General features: G+C 42.8%; 14 protein-coding genes. 3 read left to right on the top strand and 11 right to left on the bottom strand.

Annotated elements, in window-relative coordinates; all coding sequences use genetic code 11:
* Positions 1 to 184: 184 nt before the first annotated feature.
* From BMW94_RS05790 to BMW94_RS05775, 4 genes are all read right to left on the bottom strand, one after another.
* Positions 185 to 1,747, bottom strand: a complete 1,563-nt coding sequence (locus BMW94_RS05790) for an MFS transporter (RefSeq protein WP_090995627.1) — start codon at positions 1,745 to 1,747, stop codon at positions 185 to 187.
* 67 nt (positions 1,748 to 1,814) lie between these two features.
* Positions 1,815 to 2,144 (bottom strand): ArsR/SmtB family transcription factor, encoded by a 330-nt coding sequence (locus BMW94_RS05785; RefSeq protein WP_090995624.1) that lies wholly within the window; start codon positions 2,142 to 2,144, stop codon positions 1,815 to 1,817.
* A 219-nt stretch (positions 2,145 to 2,363) separates the two neighbouring features.
* Positions 2,364 to 2,897 (bottom strand): NADPH-dependent FMN reductase, encoded by a 534-nt coding sequence (ssuE, locus tag BMW94_RS05780; RefSeq protein WP_090995621.1) that lies wholly within the window; start codon positions 2,895 to 2,897, stop codon positions 2,364 to 2,366.
* Entirely contained in the window at positions 2,894 to 4,162 is a 1,269-nt protein-coding gene (locus BMW94_RS05775; RefSeq protein ID WP_090995620.1) for an acyl-CoA dehydrogenase family protein, read from the bottom strand. The genes ssuE and BMW94_RS05775 overlap by 4 nt, the downstream gene beginning before the upstream one ends.
* A 131-nt stretch (positions 4,163 to 4,293) precedes the next feature.
* Here BMW94_RS05775 and BMW94_RS05770 point away from each other — a divergent pair, with 131 nt between their 5' ends.
* The gene (locus BMW94_RS05770) at positions 4,294 to 4,884 is read left to right on the top strand and encodes a TetR/AcrR family transcriptional regulator (RefSeq protein ID WP_090995618.1); all 591 of its coding nucleotides are present in this window, start codon (positions 4,294 to 4,296) and stop codon (positions 4,882 to 4,884) included.
* A 138-nt stretch (positions 4,885 to 5,022) separates the two neighbouring features.
* Here BMW94_RS05770 and BMW94_RS05765 read toward each other — a convergent pair whose 3' ends face one another.
* Entirely contained in the window at positions 5,023 to 5,940 is a 918-nt protein-coding gene (locus BMW94_RS05765) for an ArsR/SmtB family transcription factor (protein ID WP_090995617.1), read from the bottom strand.
* 226 nt (positions 5,941 to 6,166) lie between these two features.
* Here BMW94_RS05765 and BMW94_RS05760 point away from each other — a divergent pair, with 226 nt between their 5' ends.
* Positions 6,167 to 7,660 carry an arabinosylfuranosidase ArfA gene (locus BMW94_RS05760; protein WP_175480608.1) on the top strand — a complete coding sequence of 498 codons (1,494 nt, stop codon included), beginning with the start codon at positions 6,167 to 6,169 and terminating at the stop codon, positions 7,658 to 7,660.
* 457 nt (positions 7,661 to 8,117) lie between these two features.
* On the opposite strand, the gene BMW94_RS05755 is transcribed toward BMW94_RS05760, so the two are convergent.
* The 6 genes from BMW94_RS05755 to BMW94_RS05730 all read right to left on the bottom strand — a co-directional run bounded on the left by BMW94_RS05755 (position 8,118) and on the right by BMW94_RS05730 (position 16,933).
* Positions 8,118 to 9,038: a carbohydrate ABC transporter permease gene (locus BMW94_RS05755; RefSeq protein WP_090995611.1), complete on the bottom strand. Its 921-nt coding sequence runs from the start codon at positions 9,036 to 9,038 to the stop codon at positions 8,118 to 8,120.
* 15 nt (positions 9,039 to 9,053) lie between these two features.
* Positions 9,054 to 9,995 (bottom strand): ABC transporter permease, encoded by a 942-nt coding sequence (locus BMW94_RS05750; protein ID WP_254790145.1) that lies wholly within the window; start codon positions 9,993 to 9,995, stop codon positions 9,054 to 9,056.
* 137 nt (positions 9,996 to 10,132) lie between these two features.
* A complete protein-coding gene (locus tag BMW94_RS05745; RefSeq protein ID WP_090995606.1) occupies positions 10,133 to 11,803 on the bottom strand; it encodes an ABC transporter substrate-binding protein in 1,671 nt (556 codons plus the stop codon).
* A gap of 41 nt (positions 11,804 to 11,844) precedes the next feature.
* A complete protein-coding gene (locus BMW94_RS05740; RefSeq protein WP_090995602.1) occupies positions 11,845 to 13,506 on the bottom strand; it encodes an ABC transporter substrate-binding protein in 1,662 nt (553 codons plus the stop codon).
* Positions 13,507 to 13,625: 119 nt separating this feature from the next.
* A complete protein-coding gene (locus BMW94_RS05735; RefSeq protein ID WP_090995599.1) occupies positions 13,626 to 15,365 on the bottom strand; it encodes a sensor histidine kinase in 1,740 nt (579 codons plus the stop codon).
* Positions 15,362 to 16,933, bottom strand: a complete 1,572-nt coding sequence (locus BMW94_RS05730; RefSeq protein WP_175480590.1) for a response regulator transcription factor — start codon at positions 16,931 to 16,933, stop codon at positions 15,362 to 15,364. Before BMW94_RS05730 ends, BMW94_RS05735 begins: the two co-directional genes overlap by 4 nt.
* Positions 16,934 to 18,017: 1,084 nt before the next feature.
* On the opposite strand from BMW94_RS05730, the gene BMW94_RS05720 reads away from it, so the two are divergent.
* On the top strand, positions 18,018 to 18,269 hold the full coding sequence (locus BMW94_RS05720) for a hypothetical protein (RefSeq protein WP_090995591.1): 252 nt from the start codon (positions 18,018 to 18,020) through the stop codon (positions 18,267 to 18,269).
* Positions 18,270 to 18,376: the final 107 nt, after the last annotated feature.

The raw sequence follows: 18,376 nt of genomic DNA, 5'->3' as shown, positions 1-18,376 counted from the left end.
TCCTGTTAGCGAACCACATATAAGAATCGACTATTATACATTTTTAGTATGCTGAATATAGAAGTTCTCCAGTACATTAGTCAGACCATCCGGTTGCAGCGTTCCAAGATACGTATCACTTTTTTTGATGATTAAGCGGAGCGACGTCGTAGCCGTTGGGGAGACTAATAACTGGCGAAAGAGATTAATTCCCGTTCTGTGACTCCTTTTTGTTTTTAATCAAAATTGCACTCGCTATTGCACCAATTAATAGGAAGATTCCAATCCATAGTGTTACATTTTGCATACCTGAATTAAAAGCATTAAACACGAGTGTCTTCATTTCATCAAAAGCTGGCATAGCTTTAAATGCTTCAGCTTGCTTGTTATCAAAAACTTGTGAACCTCCAAAAGCTCCAGCTTTATGGAAAACATCCAGCATTTGATTTCTAAACTCGGTAGGAATATCGGCTAAATTCATGATATTTTTGTTCAACGAATCGTTATATCCTTCCGTTAATTTAATTCCTAGCATTACAACACCAAAGGAGATACCCACTTGTCTAAAGACATTTAAGATACCAGAAGCCATACCTACATACTGTTTATCAACTGAACTCATAGCAGCATTAGTAATAGGTGGATTGACTAGAGCATTGCTAATACCTAAAAGAATAAAACCAGGCATCAGATAGCTCCATTCAAACGGAGTTTTGATCATATAACGCATAACAAATATTCCGATTGCACCGATCAATAGTGCTCCACTAACTAACCAACGGTTACCAATTTTCCCTGAGATAATTCCTGCAATGGGACCAAGAACGATCGTAAAACCACTAATGAGTAACATTTTTGCACCTGTATCAAAAGCCGAGTAACCCATGTAATTTTGCATAAGAATGGTTAAATAGGTGAAACCTCCGTATAGTCCAGCACCTAATACAAAAGCTGCGATATTAGCTCCATTAAATGTCCAATTTCTAAAAATAGATAATTTAATCATCGGCTGTTCTACTTTTCTTTCGGTAATGATAAAAGCTATAAGCAAAATAAGTGATAATCCAAGTAGACTTAAAATGTGCCAATCAGTCCACGCGTAATTCCCATTCACTGACTTTTGAATTAAGGCTAAAATCATCGTAAAAATCATGGCTGTACTGAAAATCAGTCCCAAAATATCAATTCTTCCATTTTTGTTTGTTTCACTTTCTTTAATAACATACATTCCTAATAAAATTGCTACAATCGCAACAGGAATGTTAACAAGAAAAATAGATCGCCAACCAAAAGCATCAACTAATGCTCCACCAATCAAAGGACCACCGGCAATAGCAAGCCCAACGGCACTACTCCAAATACCTAGTGCAAGTCCTCTTTGTTTTTCAGGAAATGAAGAAGTAACTATCGTTAATGATAATGACATCATAGCTGCGCCACCAATTCCTTGAAATCCACGGAAGATGTTTAACCAAATATCACTGCTTGCTAATCCACTGGCTAAAGAACCAATCATAAAAATACCCAATCCTGATAAAAAGACTTTTTTACGTCCGATAATGTCTCCTAATTTTGAAACTGGCAACAACATTGCAGCATAAACTAAAGTGTAAGCATTCAACACCCATTGTAGATTTGAAAAATTAGATGAAAAAGCTTGTTGTATATCTGGTAATGCAACATTAACAATTGTAATATCTAACATGGCCATAAACACGGTTAAACTGACCGTAACTAAAACCCACCATTTTCTTTTTGAATTTGTCAAAATAAAAACCCCTCTCATGTATATGTGCGTACAAGTGCACATATACATTAAAATAAAAAGCACTTCATTATTTCAAATTCATGAGTGCTTTCATATTGTTAGCTGTTTGTTCAAATTTATCTACAATGAAATTATTATTCGTTTTGTAATAAACTTCTCGCCCTTCTTTTCTCCTTTGAACGATACCAAAGCGACTCATAAAATCAAGATGCCGAGAAATAACTGAACGATTCTGTGGAAAATATTCGGCAATACCACCGATTGTCATTTCACCATTTGCAGAAAGAAAAATCAGCAACTCACTACGCACTGGATCAAGTACTGCTCGGAAAAATTCAATATCAATATTGTCTTCTATCAGTTTTTTACATTTATTTGGATCAAGATTTAACCCCATAGCTCTCCCCCCTAAATTCATTATATGCATTTGTGTGCACATGTCAACGTTTTAGAACATTTTAATAAGAATGTTCTTGTGTTGCGACAACTAACTACTCACTCTCTTAGAATTCATCTCTTTCCACTTGCACAGCAGGGTTTCAAAAATTCCACCTCTACTGTTAAGTTTCACAATAGAGGTGGAATTCAGATTGGAAACACCTGCTTGCGAGCAAAGTCAATAAGATATTAGATCAAACGTGGAAGCATCTACTCGCTGCAATACCTCTTCAGACAAATGAAAATGAATGTTTTGCTCATGATCTTCCACACGTTCAATCTGATTGTCGACTGCAAATACATTCTCGGCAAAACATTTACAACCCATAGATGCCAACAATGGCTTTAACGCATAATCAATGGATAGCAAGTTAGAGATCGTTCCCCCTACAAAAAAGGCAGCTACAATTTTATCTTTAAAACCTTTTTGTGGCAACAAGTCTAAATAAGCCTTAAGCACTCCAGTGTAAGTTGTTTTGTACACCGGGCTTGCAATAATAATGCCAGCAGCTTCTTCAACTGTCGCATTTGCGCTTTGAATAGGCTTGCTATTAAAATTGGCGTGCATCAAGTCCTCAGGTGGCAGTGAATATACTTCAATAATGGACACCTCACAACCACTCTGTTCCAACTTTTGCTTAGCAACGTTTACAACGCTGTTTACACGGGATTTCTCAGTTGGACTACCCGAAATGATGGTTATTTTTTTCATAGCTTATGCTCACTCAGCTCGTTGGTTTTAAAAAAAGCTGCAGCACTTAGTGTCATAACATGTTGTGGAGGTAATCCCATCAAAACCCTTCCGTACAACTCTAGACCCGTAGATGCCGTAGTAAGTGCATGATTGGCCCCGCCTCTAATATCTCGGAATATTTGAGACAAGCGATTAGAGTCTGCAATGACGCCCCCTCCGCTCTCTGCCATTAACATATCAACGGCTTCCCAGCAAAGCATGGATGCATAAGTGATGTCTGTTTGCACTTGCGCAAATTCCTTTAACGTAAATCGTTCTCTATTTTGAACGTGATCCTCTAAATGATCGATAGCACGGCTAATATGAAGATGAGCGGAATCCACTTTCATCGCTGCAAGCCCCACTTTGTACTGAATATGTCCAACTTCAGCTTGCGAAGTGTGGGTGGTCATTGTAATCCCTTTATTGGGTGCCTTTTCTGCAAAATATTCAATGGCCCCTCTGGCAAGTCCAAGGACTGCACTTATTCCAGTCGTTATCGCAGTTGTAACCTGAGTATAAGGCTTATATCGGTCTCTTCCTTCCAATCCTGCTGGCAAGGCACTCACCTGACTTAAGTCTTCTGTTGTGATATATTTTTCTGGAATAAATACATTTTTGATTTCCAGACTATTGCTTGCTGAGCCTTTTAAACTCATCGTGTACCAATCGTCTACAATTGTAACTTCATGCATTGGAACGACTGCCAGCATCATACCTGAACTTTTGCTTTGCTGCATAGAATTAACGTCTAATAAATTGATAAATGCATGCGTTGCATGTTTAGAACCCGAACCGAAACCCCAGAAGCCTTCCTCTACCAAATAACCGCCTTCTACCTTTTTTACAACAGCCTTCCTGGCGGCTAGAACAGAGCAAAAACGTATTTCCTCTTCCTCGCTAAAGATAGCATCCAAGGTTTGGCCAGGCAAGGATAATGATACATTATAATTGTTCCCGTTGATGATTTGAACCACCCATCCGACCGAGCCATTTCCTTTAGCTACTTCAGAGATGATTTCGACCATTGCACGGATACTGACTTCGTAACCACCGTACTTTTTAAGTGTACCAAGCTTGAATAAGCCAGCATCCGATACTTTTTGGATAACCTCATCCGGGATGTGTCTTTCTTCATCAATTTGTTGCGCAAACTTTTGCAGATAGGGAACTAAATTCGTAGCATTTTCAAGCAGTTGGAGTTCTGTTGTTGTGAGTTGATGTTTTGCACTCAGATTTACCATGCAAGCCCCTCTTTTCTACACATGTATATTAAATATCACTGTGTATAATATATATTATGTTGTATAATAAGCATCATCAACCGATAAAATCATGAATGTGTCGAAAAACGATACAGAAAGGGGGAAATGTCTTGGAAAGCAAACCAAAAGAGGATCTTCGAGTTCGAAGAACCCACAAGCTTCTATACAATGCCTTATTAGAGTTAATGGAAAACCAGTCCTTTGAAAATATAACCGTGAAGCAGATCTGTGACTTGGCTATGGTCCATCGAACCACGTTCTATACGCATTTTAATGACAAATACGACTTGCTTTCGAATGCGCTGAGACAAATTGCTGAAGAAGAACTGGACTTTTCCTCGACTCTGCATTCACCGGCGGAAAGCTTAAAGGAAATTCTCTCTGCTGCAAGGAAGAATAAAAATGTATTCAAACAACTGCTGTCCGAAGAGAGAGATTCATTAAGGAATTTATTGCGTCGAGAAATGGGGGCTGGCATACATAAGCATTTGACTGAGGATCTGCTAAAGGAGAATCTGTTGTCTGAAGATAGTTCCACTGATATTCAAATTATTATCGAGGCCTATACTGGAGCAATGATTGGGGTATTGAGTTGGTGGATTGAAAACAACATGCCTATTGATCAAGAAGATATATACAAAAGGTTAATTGAAATGGAGATATTTCCAGAGTGGAATTTCCTGAAAACATCAACGAAATGAGATTGCAGTTGAACTCCCTGCCCGTTAGCTAAATGAAGACACTCAGGGATCCAATCCACATCAGATGGATCCCACCATTATTTTCTTGCGGTCAGAAGTCTATGTCATATTCTATAATTTCACATTTTCTTATCTGATTTATAACGCTGCAGCCTCGTAATAGTATCGAATCAAAATGTCCTGGTCGTAGTTGCCGAATCCCTTTCCAAACAACGTAAGTCCACCCCGGCCGGGCACCCCTTCTTCGGGACTTAATTGAATGGTCCAATATGTGGCTGCTTGGAGATCCAGATCGTGAATGCGGACATCCGAGATGCGCTGACCGTCGATAAAGGTACCTTCGGAATTGATACGAAGCACTTTCAATACGCCGTACTGGTTTACGTCGGAATGCCACCATTGCGGTGTAAGTTTACCCTTGCGGTCTCCAAAATCACCAGGGCTTGTCCAAGTTCCGAGGTGATGGCCATTGAGGACAAAACGGATGTCCGAAGGCCAGTTCTCATTGACTTGCGGAGCCTCCGATCCAAGCTCCAATGAAATTTCAATTTCACGCAGCTCCTGATCTTTGTATAGATAATTAGGTATCTTATATTCGAGAAAACCTCGTGACAACCAAAGTATGCCCGCATTCACCCGGTCCGGGTCCATGAAGCAGGCTGGCGTATCATATTGTCCAATCATTTGGGTCGTCGTTGCAATCCCGCATGTTGGCCACGCTTCGTAATCCGTATATTGTCCAACTGGAATGGATACCTCATGGTACGGTACATCGAGCGGTTCAGGTGACAGATTGATGAGCATAAACTCTTGCTGAATAAAACAATATTTATATGTGCCACCGTTCTCCCGCTTCATTCGGCTGCCTACAATCCCGGCCTTTTGCAGCTTGCTCACATGCGTACTTACGATGGCTTTGCTCAGATAAAGCTCCTTGGCGAGTGCATTAATGTGCATTTCTCTGTTTTGCAATAATAAGCGAACGATATTTAAACGGGCCTCGCTGGCGAGCGCTTCATATATGATCAAGGATGAGGCATCCGTGCCAAGCATCATGTACTTCACTTCCTTATCTCTTTAGAATTCAATATATTATTGATTTAGGATTCGTTATTTAGCGAACCCTGTAAAATAAGCTTGCTCATTATAATAGCATTATGATACACATTAGATAACAAATCAATGAGTTGATTTTGCTTTTATGCGAACTCAGCGTGAAATAAAGTTTCTTACACACCCTAAAATAAATTCTATGGAGGTTTTCCCATTGCTTACATCCAAGATGCTTATTGATAAAGATTTTCAGATTGCGGAAGTAGATCCTCGTGTATACGGTTCGTTTGTAGAACATTTGGGACGGGCTGTATATGGCGGTATTTATGATCCAGGTCATCCTACTGCGGATGCTCAAGGTTTCCGTCAGGACGCCATTGAAGCGATCAAGGCTCTGAACGTACCCATCGTTCGTTACCCAGGTGGCAATTTCGTATCCGGTTACAACTGGGAAGACGGTGTGGGCCCGGTAGCCGAGCGCAAACGCAGACTTGAACTCGCTTGGTGGACGATTGAAACGAATGCGGTAGGAACAAACGAATTTGCAGATTGGGCCAAACTGGTTGGAACCGAAGTGATGATGGCTGTAAATCTGGGTACTCGCGGCATTGATGCGGCCAGAAACCTAGTCGAATACTGCAACCACCCATCTGGCACATACTGGAGTGATCTGCGTATCTCTCACGGTTACAAGGATCCGCATAAATTCAAAACCTGGTGCCTCGGCAACGAAATGGACGGCCCTTGGCAGATTGGTGCAATGACTGCATATGAGTATGGACGTATTGCCAATGAGACAGCCAAAGCGATGAAATGGGTTGATCCGGATATTGAGCTTGTGGCGTGCGGCAGCTCCAGCCGTGATATGAGTACATTTGCAGATTGGGAAGCAACCGTGCTGGATCTCACCTATGAAAATGTGGACTACTTGTCCCTGCATCAGTATTACAACAACAACAAAGACAACACATATGACTTCCTGGCGACATCGCTGGATCTGGATCAATTTATTGATAGTGTTGCTTCGATCTGTGATTTTGTACAAGCCAAGAAACGCAGCAAAAAGAAATTAATGCTGTCTCTGGATGAATGGAATGTCTGGAAATCCATTGGCACTAGCCGTATGGAAGAACGGTGGCAGATTGCCCCTCCTGAATTTGAAGATGTGTATACACATGAAGATGCACTTGCAGTGGGCTGTTACCTGATTACCATACTCAAGCATGCTGATCGTGTAAAAATGGCTTGCCTTGCACAGCTTATTAACACCATTGCACCAATCATGACGGAAAATAACGGAGCACTCTGGTTCCAGACGACGTATTTCCCGTTCCTACACGCATCCAACTTCGGTCGTGGTACGGTGTTGCGGTCCATCACAACTTCACCTAAATATGATTCCAAAGACTTTACAGATGTGCCTTATCTCGAAGCGATCAGTGTGCATGATGAAGAGAACGGCACGATCACGATCTTTGCGGTGAACAGACATCTGGATGAGCAAATGGAACTGAAGGTGGATCTGCGTTCCTTCGGGGAAACCACATTTGTGGAGCATATCGTATTGGAGAACAACGACTTGAAAGCTACTAATACCAAAGAAAACCCACGCAACGTCGTTCCTCACAACGGTGGACATACAACGGTTGATCAGGGTAAAGTGCAAGCTGTCCTGAACAAAGCGTCATGGAACGTGATTCGCCTGAAAACCAAGCAGGCATAATTGAAATAGGTTTATTCAATATTCAGGATCGGCTTCGCGCTTCGTTTCGTCATAACCTAGCCTTTGGAGGACATGTCACAGCTTCAGAATCGTTTGATGAGGAACATGGTCCTCATAGCGTGCTGTACGACTGTACAATCGTTGGATATAAACGAATCTGCAGGTTTCTTCCTGTCCATGCGGGAGGCTTCGCTTGATCATTGAAGAATCCAGATGGTGTCCGACACTGTATGCTGTAGAAGTCTATTTAAGCCCTCAAGATTTGAATAAATAATAAAAGGCCGCTTATCCATTCAAGGATAAGCGGCTTTGTTCTGTTGGACACCTTATATTACTTTTTTCTTGATATTCCCGAGATCAGAAGCTGAATGGCATTTGCATGAATCGATGCATAAAAGACTTGGGCTTTCAATACAAAAAAAAGAAACAAAGCAGCGCCTTCATTATGCCATATTTATTATCCTTTCACACCACCAATCGTCATGCCCTGTACGAAGTATTTTTGCAAGAACGGATACACCATCAGAATAGGAACACTCGCAATAATGGTCATGGTTGCTCGAATCGAGGTTGGCGTGACCGCTGTTGCATTGCTCTCCGCAGACTGATAAGCATCGCTTGCTGATGAAGTCGCTGATGTTGTCGAGGTTTGCAGAATCTTCATCAATTCGTATTGCAGTGTGCTCAATTCTTTATTGGAAGAGTTGTACAGGAATACATCGAACCATGAGTTCCATTGTCCCACGGCTACAAAGAGAGATACGGTTGCCATTGCGGGAATCGTTAACGGCAGGACAACACGGATAAATGTCGTGAACTCCCCTGCCCCGTCAATACGAGCTGACTCCAGAATGCCTTCAGGAAGACCTTCAATAAAGGATCGGATGACGATCATATTGAAGACACCGATTACACCCGGAATGATATATACCCAGAAGGAACCGATCAATCCAAGGTCACGAATCAGCAGATAACCTGGGATTAGCCCTCCGCTGAAGTACATGGTGAATACAAAAAACATTGTAACCAACTTGCGAAGCACAAACTCCTGACGACTGAGCGTATACGCAAGCATCGCTGTACAGAAGACGGACACCACCGTTCCAATGATTGTACGCAGCGCCGAAATCAGAGTCGCGTGATAGATATCAGATTCGCCAAAAATGTATTTGTAATTATCCAGCGTCCATACTCGCGGCCACAGATATATTCCACCCCGTATGGCATCGTTAGCATTATTAAAGGATACGGCTATCATATTAATAAAGGGATAGATTGTCACAATCATCAGGCACACCATGAAGGTGATATTAATGGTATCGAACGCTCGATCCCCGGTGCTGCTATTCCGCAAGCGGGATGGTTTTCCTTTACGCATGGCATAGGCCTCCTCTTAGAATAATCTGCTTTCTCCCATTCTTTTCGCAATATAGTTAGCGGAGAAAAGGAAGATAAAGCTGACTACGGTTTTGAATATGCCTGCTGCAGTACCCAAGGAAAAATTGCCCATTCCCAAACCATATTTCAGTACAAAGATATCCAGGTTCTCCGAATAGTCCATATTCATCCCGTTACCCAGCAGATATTGCGGTTCAAATCCGGATTCCAGGATGCTTCCCATGTTCATGATTAACAAAATAACAATAACCGGCTTCAAGCCAGGCAGTGTGATATATAACATGCGTTTGAACCGGCTGGCTCCATCAATCTCGGCAGCCTCATATTGCGCCGGATCAATGGCTGTAATCGCTGCCAAATAGATAATGGTGTTCCAGCCCACATCCTTCCAGACCTCGGTTGCCCCCAGAATGCCCCAGAAGTATTCACCTTTCCCCATCCACAGCACCGGGCTGTCAATCAGGTGAAGCTTCAGCAGCAGCAGATTGATAATTCCGTCTGGTGACAAAACCGTTAATACGATGCTGGAAGCGACAACCCACGAAATAAAGTGGGGCAAATAACTGACCGTTTGCACAAAACGTTTAAAAATTACATTTTTCAGTTCATTCAACAATAGAGCCAATGTGATCGCTGTGACAAATCCCAATACCAGTTTAATGGAACTCATGACGAGTGTATTTCGCAGTACCCGGTAGAACGTATTGTCTTCAAACAATATACGAAAATGGTGCCAGCCTACCCACTGTTGATCCGAGAAGGATCTCGCCGGTTTGAAATTCTGAAATGCCATCGTCCATCCCCATAGCGGCAGGTACTTGAAGATAAAAGCCCAGACGACAAAAGGAATACACATCCAGGCAAGCGTTCGTTGCTGCACAAGCCGTTTGAAGAACGAATTTGTTTTACTTCCCTTTGGCTCCAGGACTGGAGGCAATGAATTAAGGGAGACATTAGGTTTCTCCACGATGAACCTGCTCCTTTCCAATGTTGTTATTCATGCGAGGAGAAGACTGATTTCTTGGTCTTTTATCTTCCCCTGCGCATGTAACAGTTTGTTTTAAAGAGGTTGTATTACCATTTTCCCGCGACACGATCCTGAACGATTTGAGTAATGGTTTTTTCATAGCCGGCTTTGTCCAATTTGTTCAATTCAACCATGTAGGCATCCCACAGTTTATTGAAATTCGAGGGTGCTCCCAAGATCATTTCCGGCAAATATTTACGTTGCAAATCATCCGATTTGGTGGTGAATATCTGTTCAGGTGATCCTTGCTCAAGCGCGATGGACCATGCCGGGAACCATGGACGTTCTTCCGGTTTGTTGAATAATTCACTAAAGGTTTGGATGTTGTAAGCCTCAAGAAACTTCTTATCCCCCTCTGTGTACGAGGCAGAGGCTACTTCCGGCTGGTTGCCAGGGCTATAAGCGTTACCATCGGAAAGTGTAGATTCACCGCCATAACGCGGCCAGTCTGAGCCAAAATACGTGAAACCGAATTTGCGGCTTAACTCCAGATCATCATGGGCTTTGCGTTGATCCTCATTTGCAAAATAAAATCTGCCCTTATCATCGACACTGTACGTCTCGTCCTTGATTCCCCATTGGACCAAAATCTGATTCTCTTCCTTCAGCAAATTATCGAAATATTTGATGATACGAACAGGGTCTTTGGCGTTAACCGTGATGCCTGTGGCGTAATTGTTGACGAATCCAGGCGGATCAATGTACTGGTCCTTGATTCCTTCATCAAACACAATCGGAAGCGCTGCATAACGTTTCTCATCCACGCCTGCCGAGAGCAGGTTTTTGGACGCGTCTCCAATCTGCCACCCGTAATTGAAGTAACCGAGAACACGACCCGAGGTCAGCTTGGCCAAATACTGGTCTTTGTTCATCGTAAAGGATTCCGGATCAAGCATGCCTTTAGCATTAATTTCATTCAGCTTCTGAATCCATTTTTTCTGGGCATCTGTTCCGGCAACCACTTTTGCTTCATGGGTATTCATATCCACCATGACACTTCCATCGTTCGGGTAGCCTGCGAGATGCATCGCTGGGTTTTGCAAGGTGAAGAAGTTATTGGCGACACCCGCAAGTGAGACAAATCCGATCGTCTCCGCACCATCCACAGTTGGATGCTTTTCCTTGTAATCCTCGATCAGATCAAAGTATTCATCCAGTGTAGTGATCTTGGGATAGTTAAATTCCTTGAGCACAGAGCGCTGAATCCAGAACGCCCCTCCGCCTATATTTGGACTACCAGAATACTCACCCTGATTAGCAGTGTAAGGCAGTGCATAGATTTTTCCGTCTTCAGCATTTCTCATTTTATCGAAGTAAGGTCCGTATACCCTTTTGATATTAGGACCGTATTCCTCAATCAGATCATCCAGCGGAATATAGGCCCCGGCATCCAGTAGCTTGGACATCTCACCACTGGAGCTAATGACATCAGGATAGTCTCCACTGGCAATCATGACCCCGGCTTTCGTAGCACTGTCGCCTACCAGATATTCCAGTTTCCAATCCACACCCGTCTGTTCTTGCAATGCTTTACCAATCGTTGTTTCGCTTGCCAGCGTATCCTTCTTACCCGAAGAGAACATGTAATACGAGAACGTGACTGGACTGTTCTCATCATCACTTGTAGGCGCTGGGGATGAATTGTTCTGACTGCACCCAGCTAATAGAGCGGTCAGAAGTACAGCTAAACCCGCTGTTTTAAATCTTGATTTCAACATCCGAAAATTTCCCCCTTTCGATTTGGCTGACTGGACTTCACTCACCATTTTCCTGCTACACGATCCTTCACGGCCTGTGTTATCGTTTCTTCATAAGTTTTTTTGTCCAATTGATTCATTTGACTCATATATTCATTCCATGTGTTCTCGAAAGTGTTAGGTGAATCCATAATCATTTTGGGCAAGTATTTCTTCTGCAGGTCTTCTGCCTTCGTGATGAAAATCTGTTCAGGAGATCCCTGCTCCAGTGCAATGGACCATGCAGGAGACCAAGGGCGCTCATCCGGTGTACTGAATAATTCCGAAAATGTCTCCACGCCATATTTCTCCAACAACAGCTTGTCACCGTCCGTGTAGCTAAAGGTAGCTACCTCTGGTTGATTGCCTGGCCCATAGGCATTGCCATCCTCCAGTATGGAGTTATTGCCGTAACGAGGCCAACTGTAGTTAAAATAGTCAAAGCCGAACTTACGGCTTAATTCCGGATCTTCATGCGCCTTGCGTTGGTCATCGTTTTTGAAATAAAAACGACCTTTCTCATCCACACTATACGTCTCGTCCTCAATGCCCCATTGAACCAGAATCTGATTTTCTTCCTTAAGCAGGGTGTCAAAATATTTAATAATCCGCACCGGATCTTTGGCATTTACGGTAATTCCGACACCATAGTTGTTCACAAAGCCCGGTGGGTCGAGATACTGGTCTTTGACGTTGTTATCAAATACAATCGGCAGCGATACGTAACGTTTGTCGTCATTACCGGCCTTCTTAAGGTTGTTCGTTGCATCTCCAACCTGCCAGGAATAACTGAAATATCCCAGCACTCGACCGGACGTCAATTTGGCGAGATACTGATCCTGGTTCATGGTGAAGGATTCTGGGTCAAACATCCCCTGTGCGTTAACCTCGCTTAACTTCTGAATCCATTGTTTCTGATAATCAGACCCGGCTACCAGCTTGGCTTCATGGCTCTGCAAATCCACCATCACACTGCCATCGTTGGGATAACCTGCCAGATGCATGGCCGGATTTAGCAGGGTAAAGAAGCTGCCTGATTCCCCCGCAAGTGTGGCGAAGCCGATGGTGTCTTTTCCATCGATCTGCGGATACTTTTGCTTATATTGCTCAATCAAGTCGAAATATTCATCCAGTGTCTTGATCTTGGGATAGTTGAACTCTTTCAGCACTGCACGCTGAATATAGAAGCCAGTTTGGAAGTTAGGCTCTGAAACATAACCGATGTTGGCAGTGTATGGTAAGAAATAAATCTTCCCATCCTCCTGTCTGAATTTGTCCATATAAGGACCGTATACTCGCTTGATGTTAGGCCCATATTGTTCGATCAGTTCATCCAAAGGGATAAAAGATCCTGCATCCATCAACTTGGCCATTTCTCCACTGGAATCGATAATGTCAGGGTAATCTCCACTCGCAATCATTACGCCTGCCTTGGTTGCGCCATCGCCGACCAGATATTCCATCTTCCAGTCCACGCCGGTTTGTTCCTGTAGCTTCTTTCCAATGCTCGTACTGCTTGCGAGAATGTCCTTCTTGCCCCCGCCAAACGTGAAATATTTGAAGGTGACCGGGCTGTTGTCATCACTGTCGGTATTACTCGCATCCGGGCTGGCTTTGTTGCAACCTGCCAGCGTTACGGCGAGTAAGATTGCTAGACTTGTTACAAAGGTTATTTTTCTAAACATGTAGCAAATGCCCCCTTTACGCATACTTTTGTTTGTAAGCCTTTTCAATATATCAAGATAGCGCTTTCAACGTTACCCATGAAAATGTACCATCTGCTTTGAAAAGTATATCCTTCGCTTCATTTATCCCGCAGCGCTCCTTGATCAAGCGGCAGCTTAATCTGGATATGCGTTCCTTCTCCTTCCCATGTCTGGATTTCGAAAGAAAAGCGATCCTGATAGCATAGTTTTAAGCGACTATACGCATTTTTCATGCCGACATGCTCTCCCATATCCGTGTCCTGAGTCAGGTACCTCAGCAATTCTTCCAATCTGGCTGGTGACATGCCTATACCATTATCCGTTAGTCTGATATGGAGCTGGTCATGTTCAATAGAAACGAGGAGTTGAATTACGCCTACCCCCGGGGATGATTCAATGCCATGAATACTTGCATTCTCAACAAAAGGAAGGATAACCATCTTGGGTATTCGGTACATCAGCACCGCAGGATCTGCTTCAATGCTGTATTGGAGTTTTTCTCCGAAGCGGTATTTCTGAATTTGCAAAAAGCTCTCTATGAGTTCCAATTCTTCCTTCACCGTCACATCATTCTGATTCCAGCTAATCGACTTACGAAACATTTTGGCCATGTTATGCACGATTTTCGCTGTCTCCTTCTCCCCTTTGATGAGGCTTCGCATCCGTACTGATTCGAGGGTATTGAACAAAAAGTGCGGATTGATTTGACTGTGGAGCGCATGAAGCCGGGCTTGTTGCTGTTTTAACTCCAGGTCTTTCTTCTGGATATCCGTCAGATATACCTCATGAATCAGGTTGTGAATTGTCTCGGTCATCTGATTGAATTCCATCGTGAGCTGGCCAATCTCATCTCTTGCATCTTCAGGAGGAATAGTCTGGAAATTCTGCGTTTTTACTTTTTTCATATGTTTGAGAATCCGCACCAGTCTGACATGGATGGATCTGGACATGGCTGCGATGATAATAGAGGGCAACACAAAATTAATGCAAGCAAGCCAAACCACGAAGGAGCGTGACTTACGGACCTCTTGCAATACAATCTCTTCATCCATGACCCCTTGCAGCGACCAGCCCTCCAGATAATTAATGCCTGTATACGTACGTTCAAACGGAATCGTTTTATTCGGAAACTGGATCTCACTGTAGCGTTTACCGATCTGAGATGGTTCTGCTGTCCGTTCGTTTGAAAGCTGGATTTGACCTTCAGGATCAAGTAAATACACTTTTCCGTCAAAACCGCTATTGTGAAAATGTTCTTTGATCAGATCCATGTTCAGGTCAATTTTAAGAAGCTGCTCTACGCCGCCTGTATCCAAATTGTCGAGTCGTTGAACCAGACTTAACATCTGATCCGTAGCGATCAGTGCGGGGTAAGGTGCGGAGTATGCCTGAAACTGAACGTACCAGTTGGAGTTACGGACCGTATTACTTAAACGTTCAATATAACCGGAAGATAATATGGTCGGATTATCGGTATATACTTGATACCAGCGAATTCCCTCACTCAACTGACCGGAGAATTCCCCTTTTAAATACGAATTATAGGCTGCGATATATTCGAAATGACTGTGGAACTGTCGAGAGAGTGTGTCATTGAATACAGGATCAGCATATAACGAATAGGACAAGCCAACGCCCTGATCAATGGTTACCCGCAGATCGTTCTTCAGATTGTTTAAGGCCATGCCAGCATCACGGGTTTTCTGACTGCGAATATTGGCGGTTGTGACGTTGTAGAACACGACATTGGTGACAACGATGGGAATGAATACGGACAGGACGTACATGAGCAGCAGTTTGTCCCGTAGCTTCATATAATTCAGATTCCATCTTTTCATCGTGCACCTCGCTGCTCATTTCCCTGAATCTGATTACGATATTCTGTAGGAGACAGCTGGACAATCTTTTCAAACTGAGTTACAAAATAATCCGCATTCTGAAATCCGACGCGTGCAGCAACCTCATACACTCTCAGATTGGTCTGGCGGAGCAACTTCTTCGCTTCCTGGATCCGCAGGTTGAGCAAATAGTCATTAAAATATAGGTTGTAGCCTTTGCGAAATAATCTTCCAAGATAGACGGGATTCATATAGAATAGCGCAGCAATACTTTTGAGACTGATGTTTTCGGTATAATGTGCATCAATATATCGTTTGATTTTGTGGATCTCCCCTTTGGACTGCTCACTTCGTAAAAGGGAGAGATAATTCTCGGCTTCCTCGAGTGCATTTAAAAAAGTATTCTTCAATAACCGTAGATTCCAGCCTTCATGACTTTGTTGTGCCAACTCCTTCAGTTGCTGCAAGCCTTCATCATTACCGCCCATTTCGTGGGCCACACCCAAAATGCCCGTTATAGAGTGGATAAGAGAGCCAGATACAGCCTGAGGTGAGAATCGATTAGCTTGAAACAATCTGAACTTATCCTCTACAATCTTGTGGTAAGCAGACCGATTCCCTTCTTCCAAGCTCATAATTAATTGATCCACATCGTCCTGGTATACATTGAACACATACAGCGGTTTATCCTTAATCTCCGCATACCGCACGACACCACCATCTTCTGCAAATTTATGTCTGGCTGCTGCTTCTGCCTCATGATAGGAGTGCGGAACATCGCCAATTTTGTTGACAGGCGTCCCTGCGTAAAGACCGATGTCCACATGAAGGCGCTCCCTTAGCACCATATGAATATTACAGAGCTTATCCCGCAGCGCAGAGTCCTCTTGATCATGTTCATGCCACAGCAGCAATAGGCCAAATTTGCCGCGCTGTTGCTCAATAACGAATATTTTGAAAAAATCATTCTCCAGAGTATGCACCGCTTCACGTAGTTGCTCAATGTTGACTTTTCTTACGTCCAATCCGCTCTGGATTTCGATCAGAGCCATGAGCAGACTGGACTTGCAATTGATCCCGAGTACCTCGGCATACCGATGTTCATCTTCCTTCCGCACATGGCCTTTGATCATATTTTCTAGTATGATGTTGCTGGTCTGTTCCTCAGCCAGAAGAATATGTTTTCTTTTATTGCTTATTCGATCAGCCGACTTCTGCAACGTCGCTGTCATTTCTTCATCATCCACAGGCTTCAGGATATAGTCTTGAACGCCGTATCGGATGGCCTGCTGTGCATACTTGAAATCATGATAACCACTAATTATAATGAACACCGGCTCCAGATGTGGCAATTTCGCTACGGCATGAATCAGTTCCAGTCCATCCAGGATTGGCATCCGTATGTCTGTAATAATCACGTCAGGTTGCAGGCATTCAATCATTTTCAGTGCTACCAGACCGTTCTCTGCTTCTCCAATAATCTCCATATGAAGATCATCCCAGCTAATGAGTTCATGCATCCCCTGTCGAACATACATCTCGTCGTCTACCAGCAATACTTTTAGCATCCTTTCGACCCCTTTCCTCAAACGAAAATAAACCGCCGGTAGCATGGTTCTCCTCTCGGCGGAATTTAGTATAAACGCTTGCATGAATCTGTTGAATATGTCAGAATGCTTACATTTTATAGGTTATCCTCTGCAATTTCATTGCACAGATCGTTATATTTATTGCGTGAAACGATTATATATGAGCCTGGTGACCAGTCCTTCCGAGTGGCAGAACCGTTCGGACAACCATCGTAATACAGGACAGCGCTTGCTGACACATGGACTCATGATTCAGACGAAGTGCAGACATCAGCATCGGTGCAGCTATAGTCACACCCTTGGTCCAACTGATCGAAATAATTTTGTTGAAACGGTAACCTCAGACAATTACTTTCCTTGCATAAGGTCTTATGTACTGGAATTACTAGCTTAATGATTCGGCTAAGGGTAATGACACGTAAATTACTTTGCGACGGACAAAAATCATGCTTTCTATCGAACGATACTTTCTGCTATTACTGTTCTTTTCGTTTGAAAAACATCTTGCCAAGAATAATTCCCATACCAGATGAACAAATAAGATATCCAAAGAACAAGAAAAGTAAGTAAACTCCATGAAGATCTTCAGCCATCTGATTTGCACCTACAAACCAGGCAGAACGAAAAGGATACAGTAATGCTACCCAGATAATCAGTAACAAAAGAACATAATTAATTTTTTTCCTCAAAATAACGATCCTTTCAAGTTCTAGTGGAAAGAGTTAGGGCTATTAGCTTCGACAAACTCCATACATTTCTCAATGAACTTATCATTATCGACTTCTCTCTCACTTGCAAACAATGCACCATTATTTGTATACCTTTTTTTATATGCTGTCCTCCCCCTTTAAGGTTATATTATCCGATTAAAGCGAGATCATCTATAGCTATATTCCATTTTGATCAGTGCTAAATGACGTTATTAAAATTGGACTACTTTCGGAAAATGGTCTGGAAATGACGCGAAAAAATCAATCATATCATCTGTAATGCTCCAACCAAATGCTTTCGTCAAAACAGGGTCTCTAAAAAACGATTCTGCAGCCCTATGATTCAAATCCACATGGTAGTGGATATAGGTAACAGCGGCCTGTTGAAGGTTCAGCGCCAGCGGCGCTGCGTCCGAAGAGAAATCTACATCTCCAATTCCATTAATGCATTTGTCTTAACGTATATTTTTGAATATTACGCAGATGAATCGGATCATGAAAGAGTTGAATGGGAAGAACGACTTGAATTTTTGGATATTAAACAAACAACCGGGATCGCAGGAGTAGATCGAAATATGCATGTATTTGTTGAATTTAATGATTAACCTAGGGTTCTTGCAACTGAATCCTTTCTGAAGATACTGATATACGCACCATTACTCAACAAAAAAGCCGAATGGATCGTTCTCATCCACTCGGCTCTTATGTTATT

Origin of the sequence: Paenibacillus sp. OK003 (assembly GCF_900109515.1) — a bacterium.
Lineage (GTDB): Bacteria > Bacillota > Bacilli > Paenibacillales > Paenibacillaceae > Paenibacillus > Paenibacillus marchantiae.
This window is presented reverse-complemented; position numbering and strand designations above follow the sequence as displayed.

Bases quoted from the DNA above. Each gene is read 5' to 3' on its own strand.
- BMW94_RS05785 (WP_090995624.1), bottom strand. From the start codon at position 2,144: ATGGGGTTAAATCTTGATCCAAATAAATGTAAAAAACTGATAGAAGAC.
- ssuE (WP_090995621.1), bottom strand. From the start codon at position 2,897: ATGAAAAAAATAACCATCATTTCGGGTAGTCCAACTGAGAAATCCCGT.
- BMW94_RS05775 (WP_090995620.1), bottom strand. From the start codon at position 4,162: ATGGTAAATCTGAGTGCAAAACATCAACTCACAACAACAGAACTCCAA.
- BMW94_RS05765 (WP_090995617.1), bottom strand. From the start codon at position 5,940: ATGATGCTTGGCACGGATGCCTCATCCTTGATCATATATGAAGCGCTC.
- BMW94_RS05760 (WP_175480608.1), top strand. From the start codon at position 6,167: ATGCTTATTGATAAAGATTTTCAGATTGCGGAAGTAGATCCTCGTGTA.
- BMW94_RS05755 (WP_090995611.1), bottom strand. From the start codon at position 9,038: ATGCGTAAAGGAAAACCATCCCGCTTGCGGAATAGCAGCACCGGGGAT.
- BMW94_RS05745 (WP_090995606.1), bottom strand. From the start codon at position 11,803: ATGTTGAAATCAAGATTTAAAACAGCGGGTTTAGCTGTACTTCTGACC.
- BMW94_RS05740 (WP_090995602.1), bottom strand. From the start codon at position 13,506: ATGTTTAGAAAAATAACCTTTGTAACAAGTCTAGCAATCTTACTCGCC.
- BMW94_RS05735 (WP_090995599.1), bottom strand. From the start codon at position 15,365: ATGAAAAGATGGAATCTGAATTATATGAAGCTACGGGACAAACTGCTG.
- BMW94_RS05730 (WP_175480590.1), bottom strand. From the start codon at position 16,933: ATGCTAAAAGTATTGCTGGTAGACGACGAGATGTATGTTCGACAGGGG.
- BMW94_RS05720 (WP_090995591.1), top strand. From the start codon at position 18,018: ATGGTAGTGGATATAGGTAACAGCGGCCTGTTGAAGGTTCAGCGCCAG.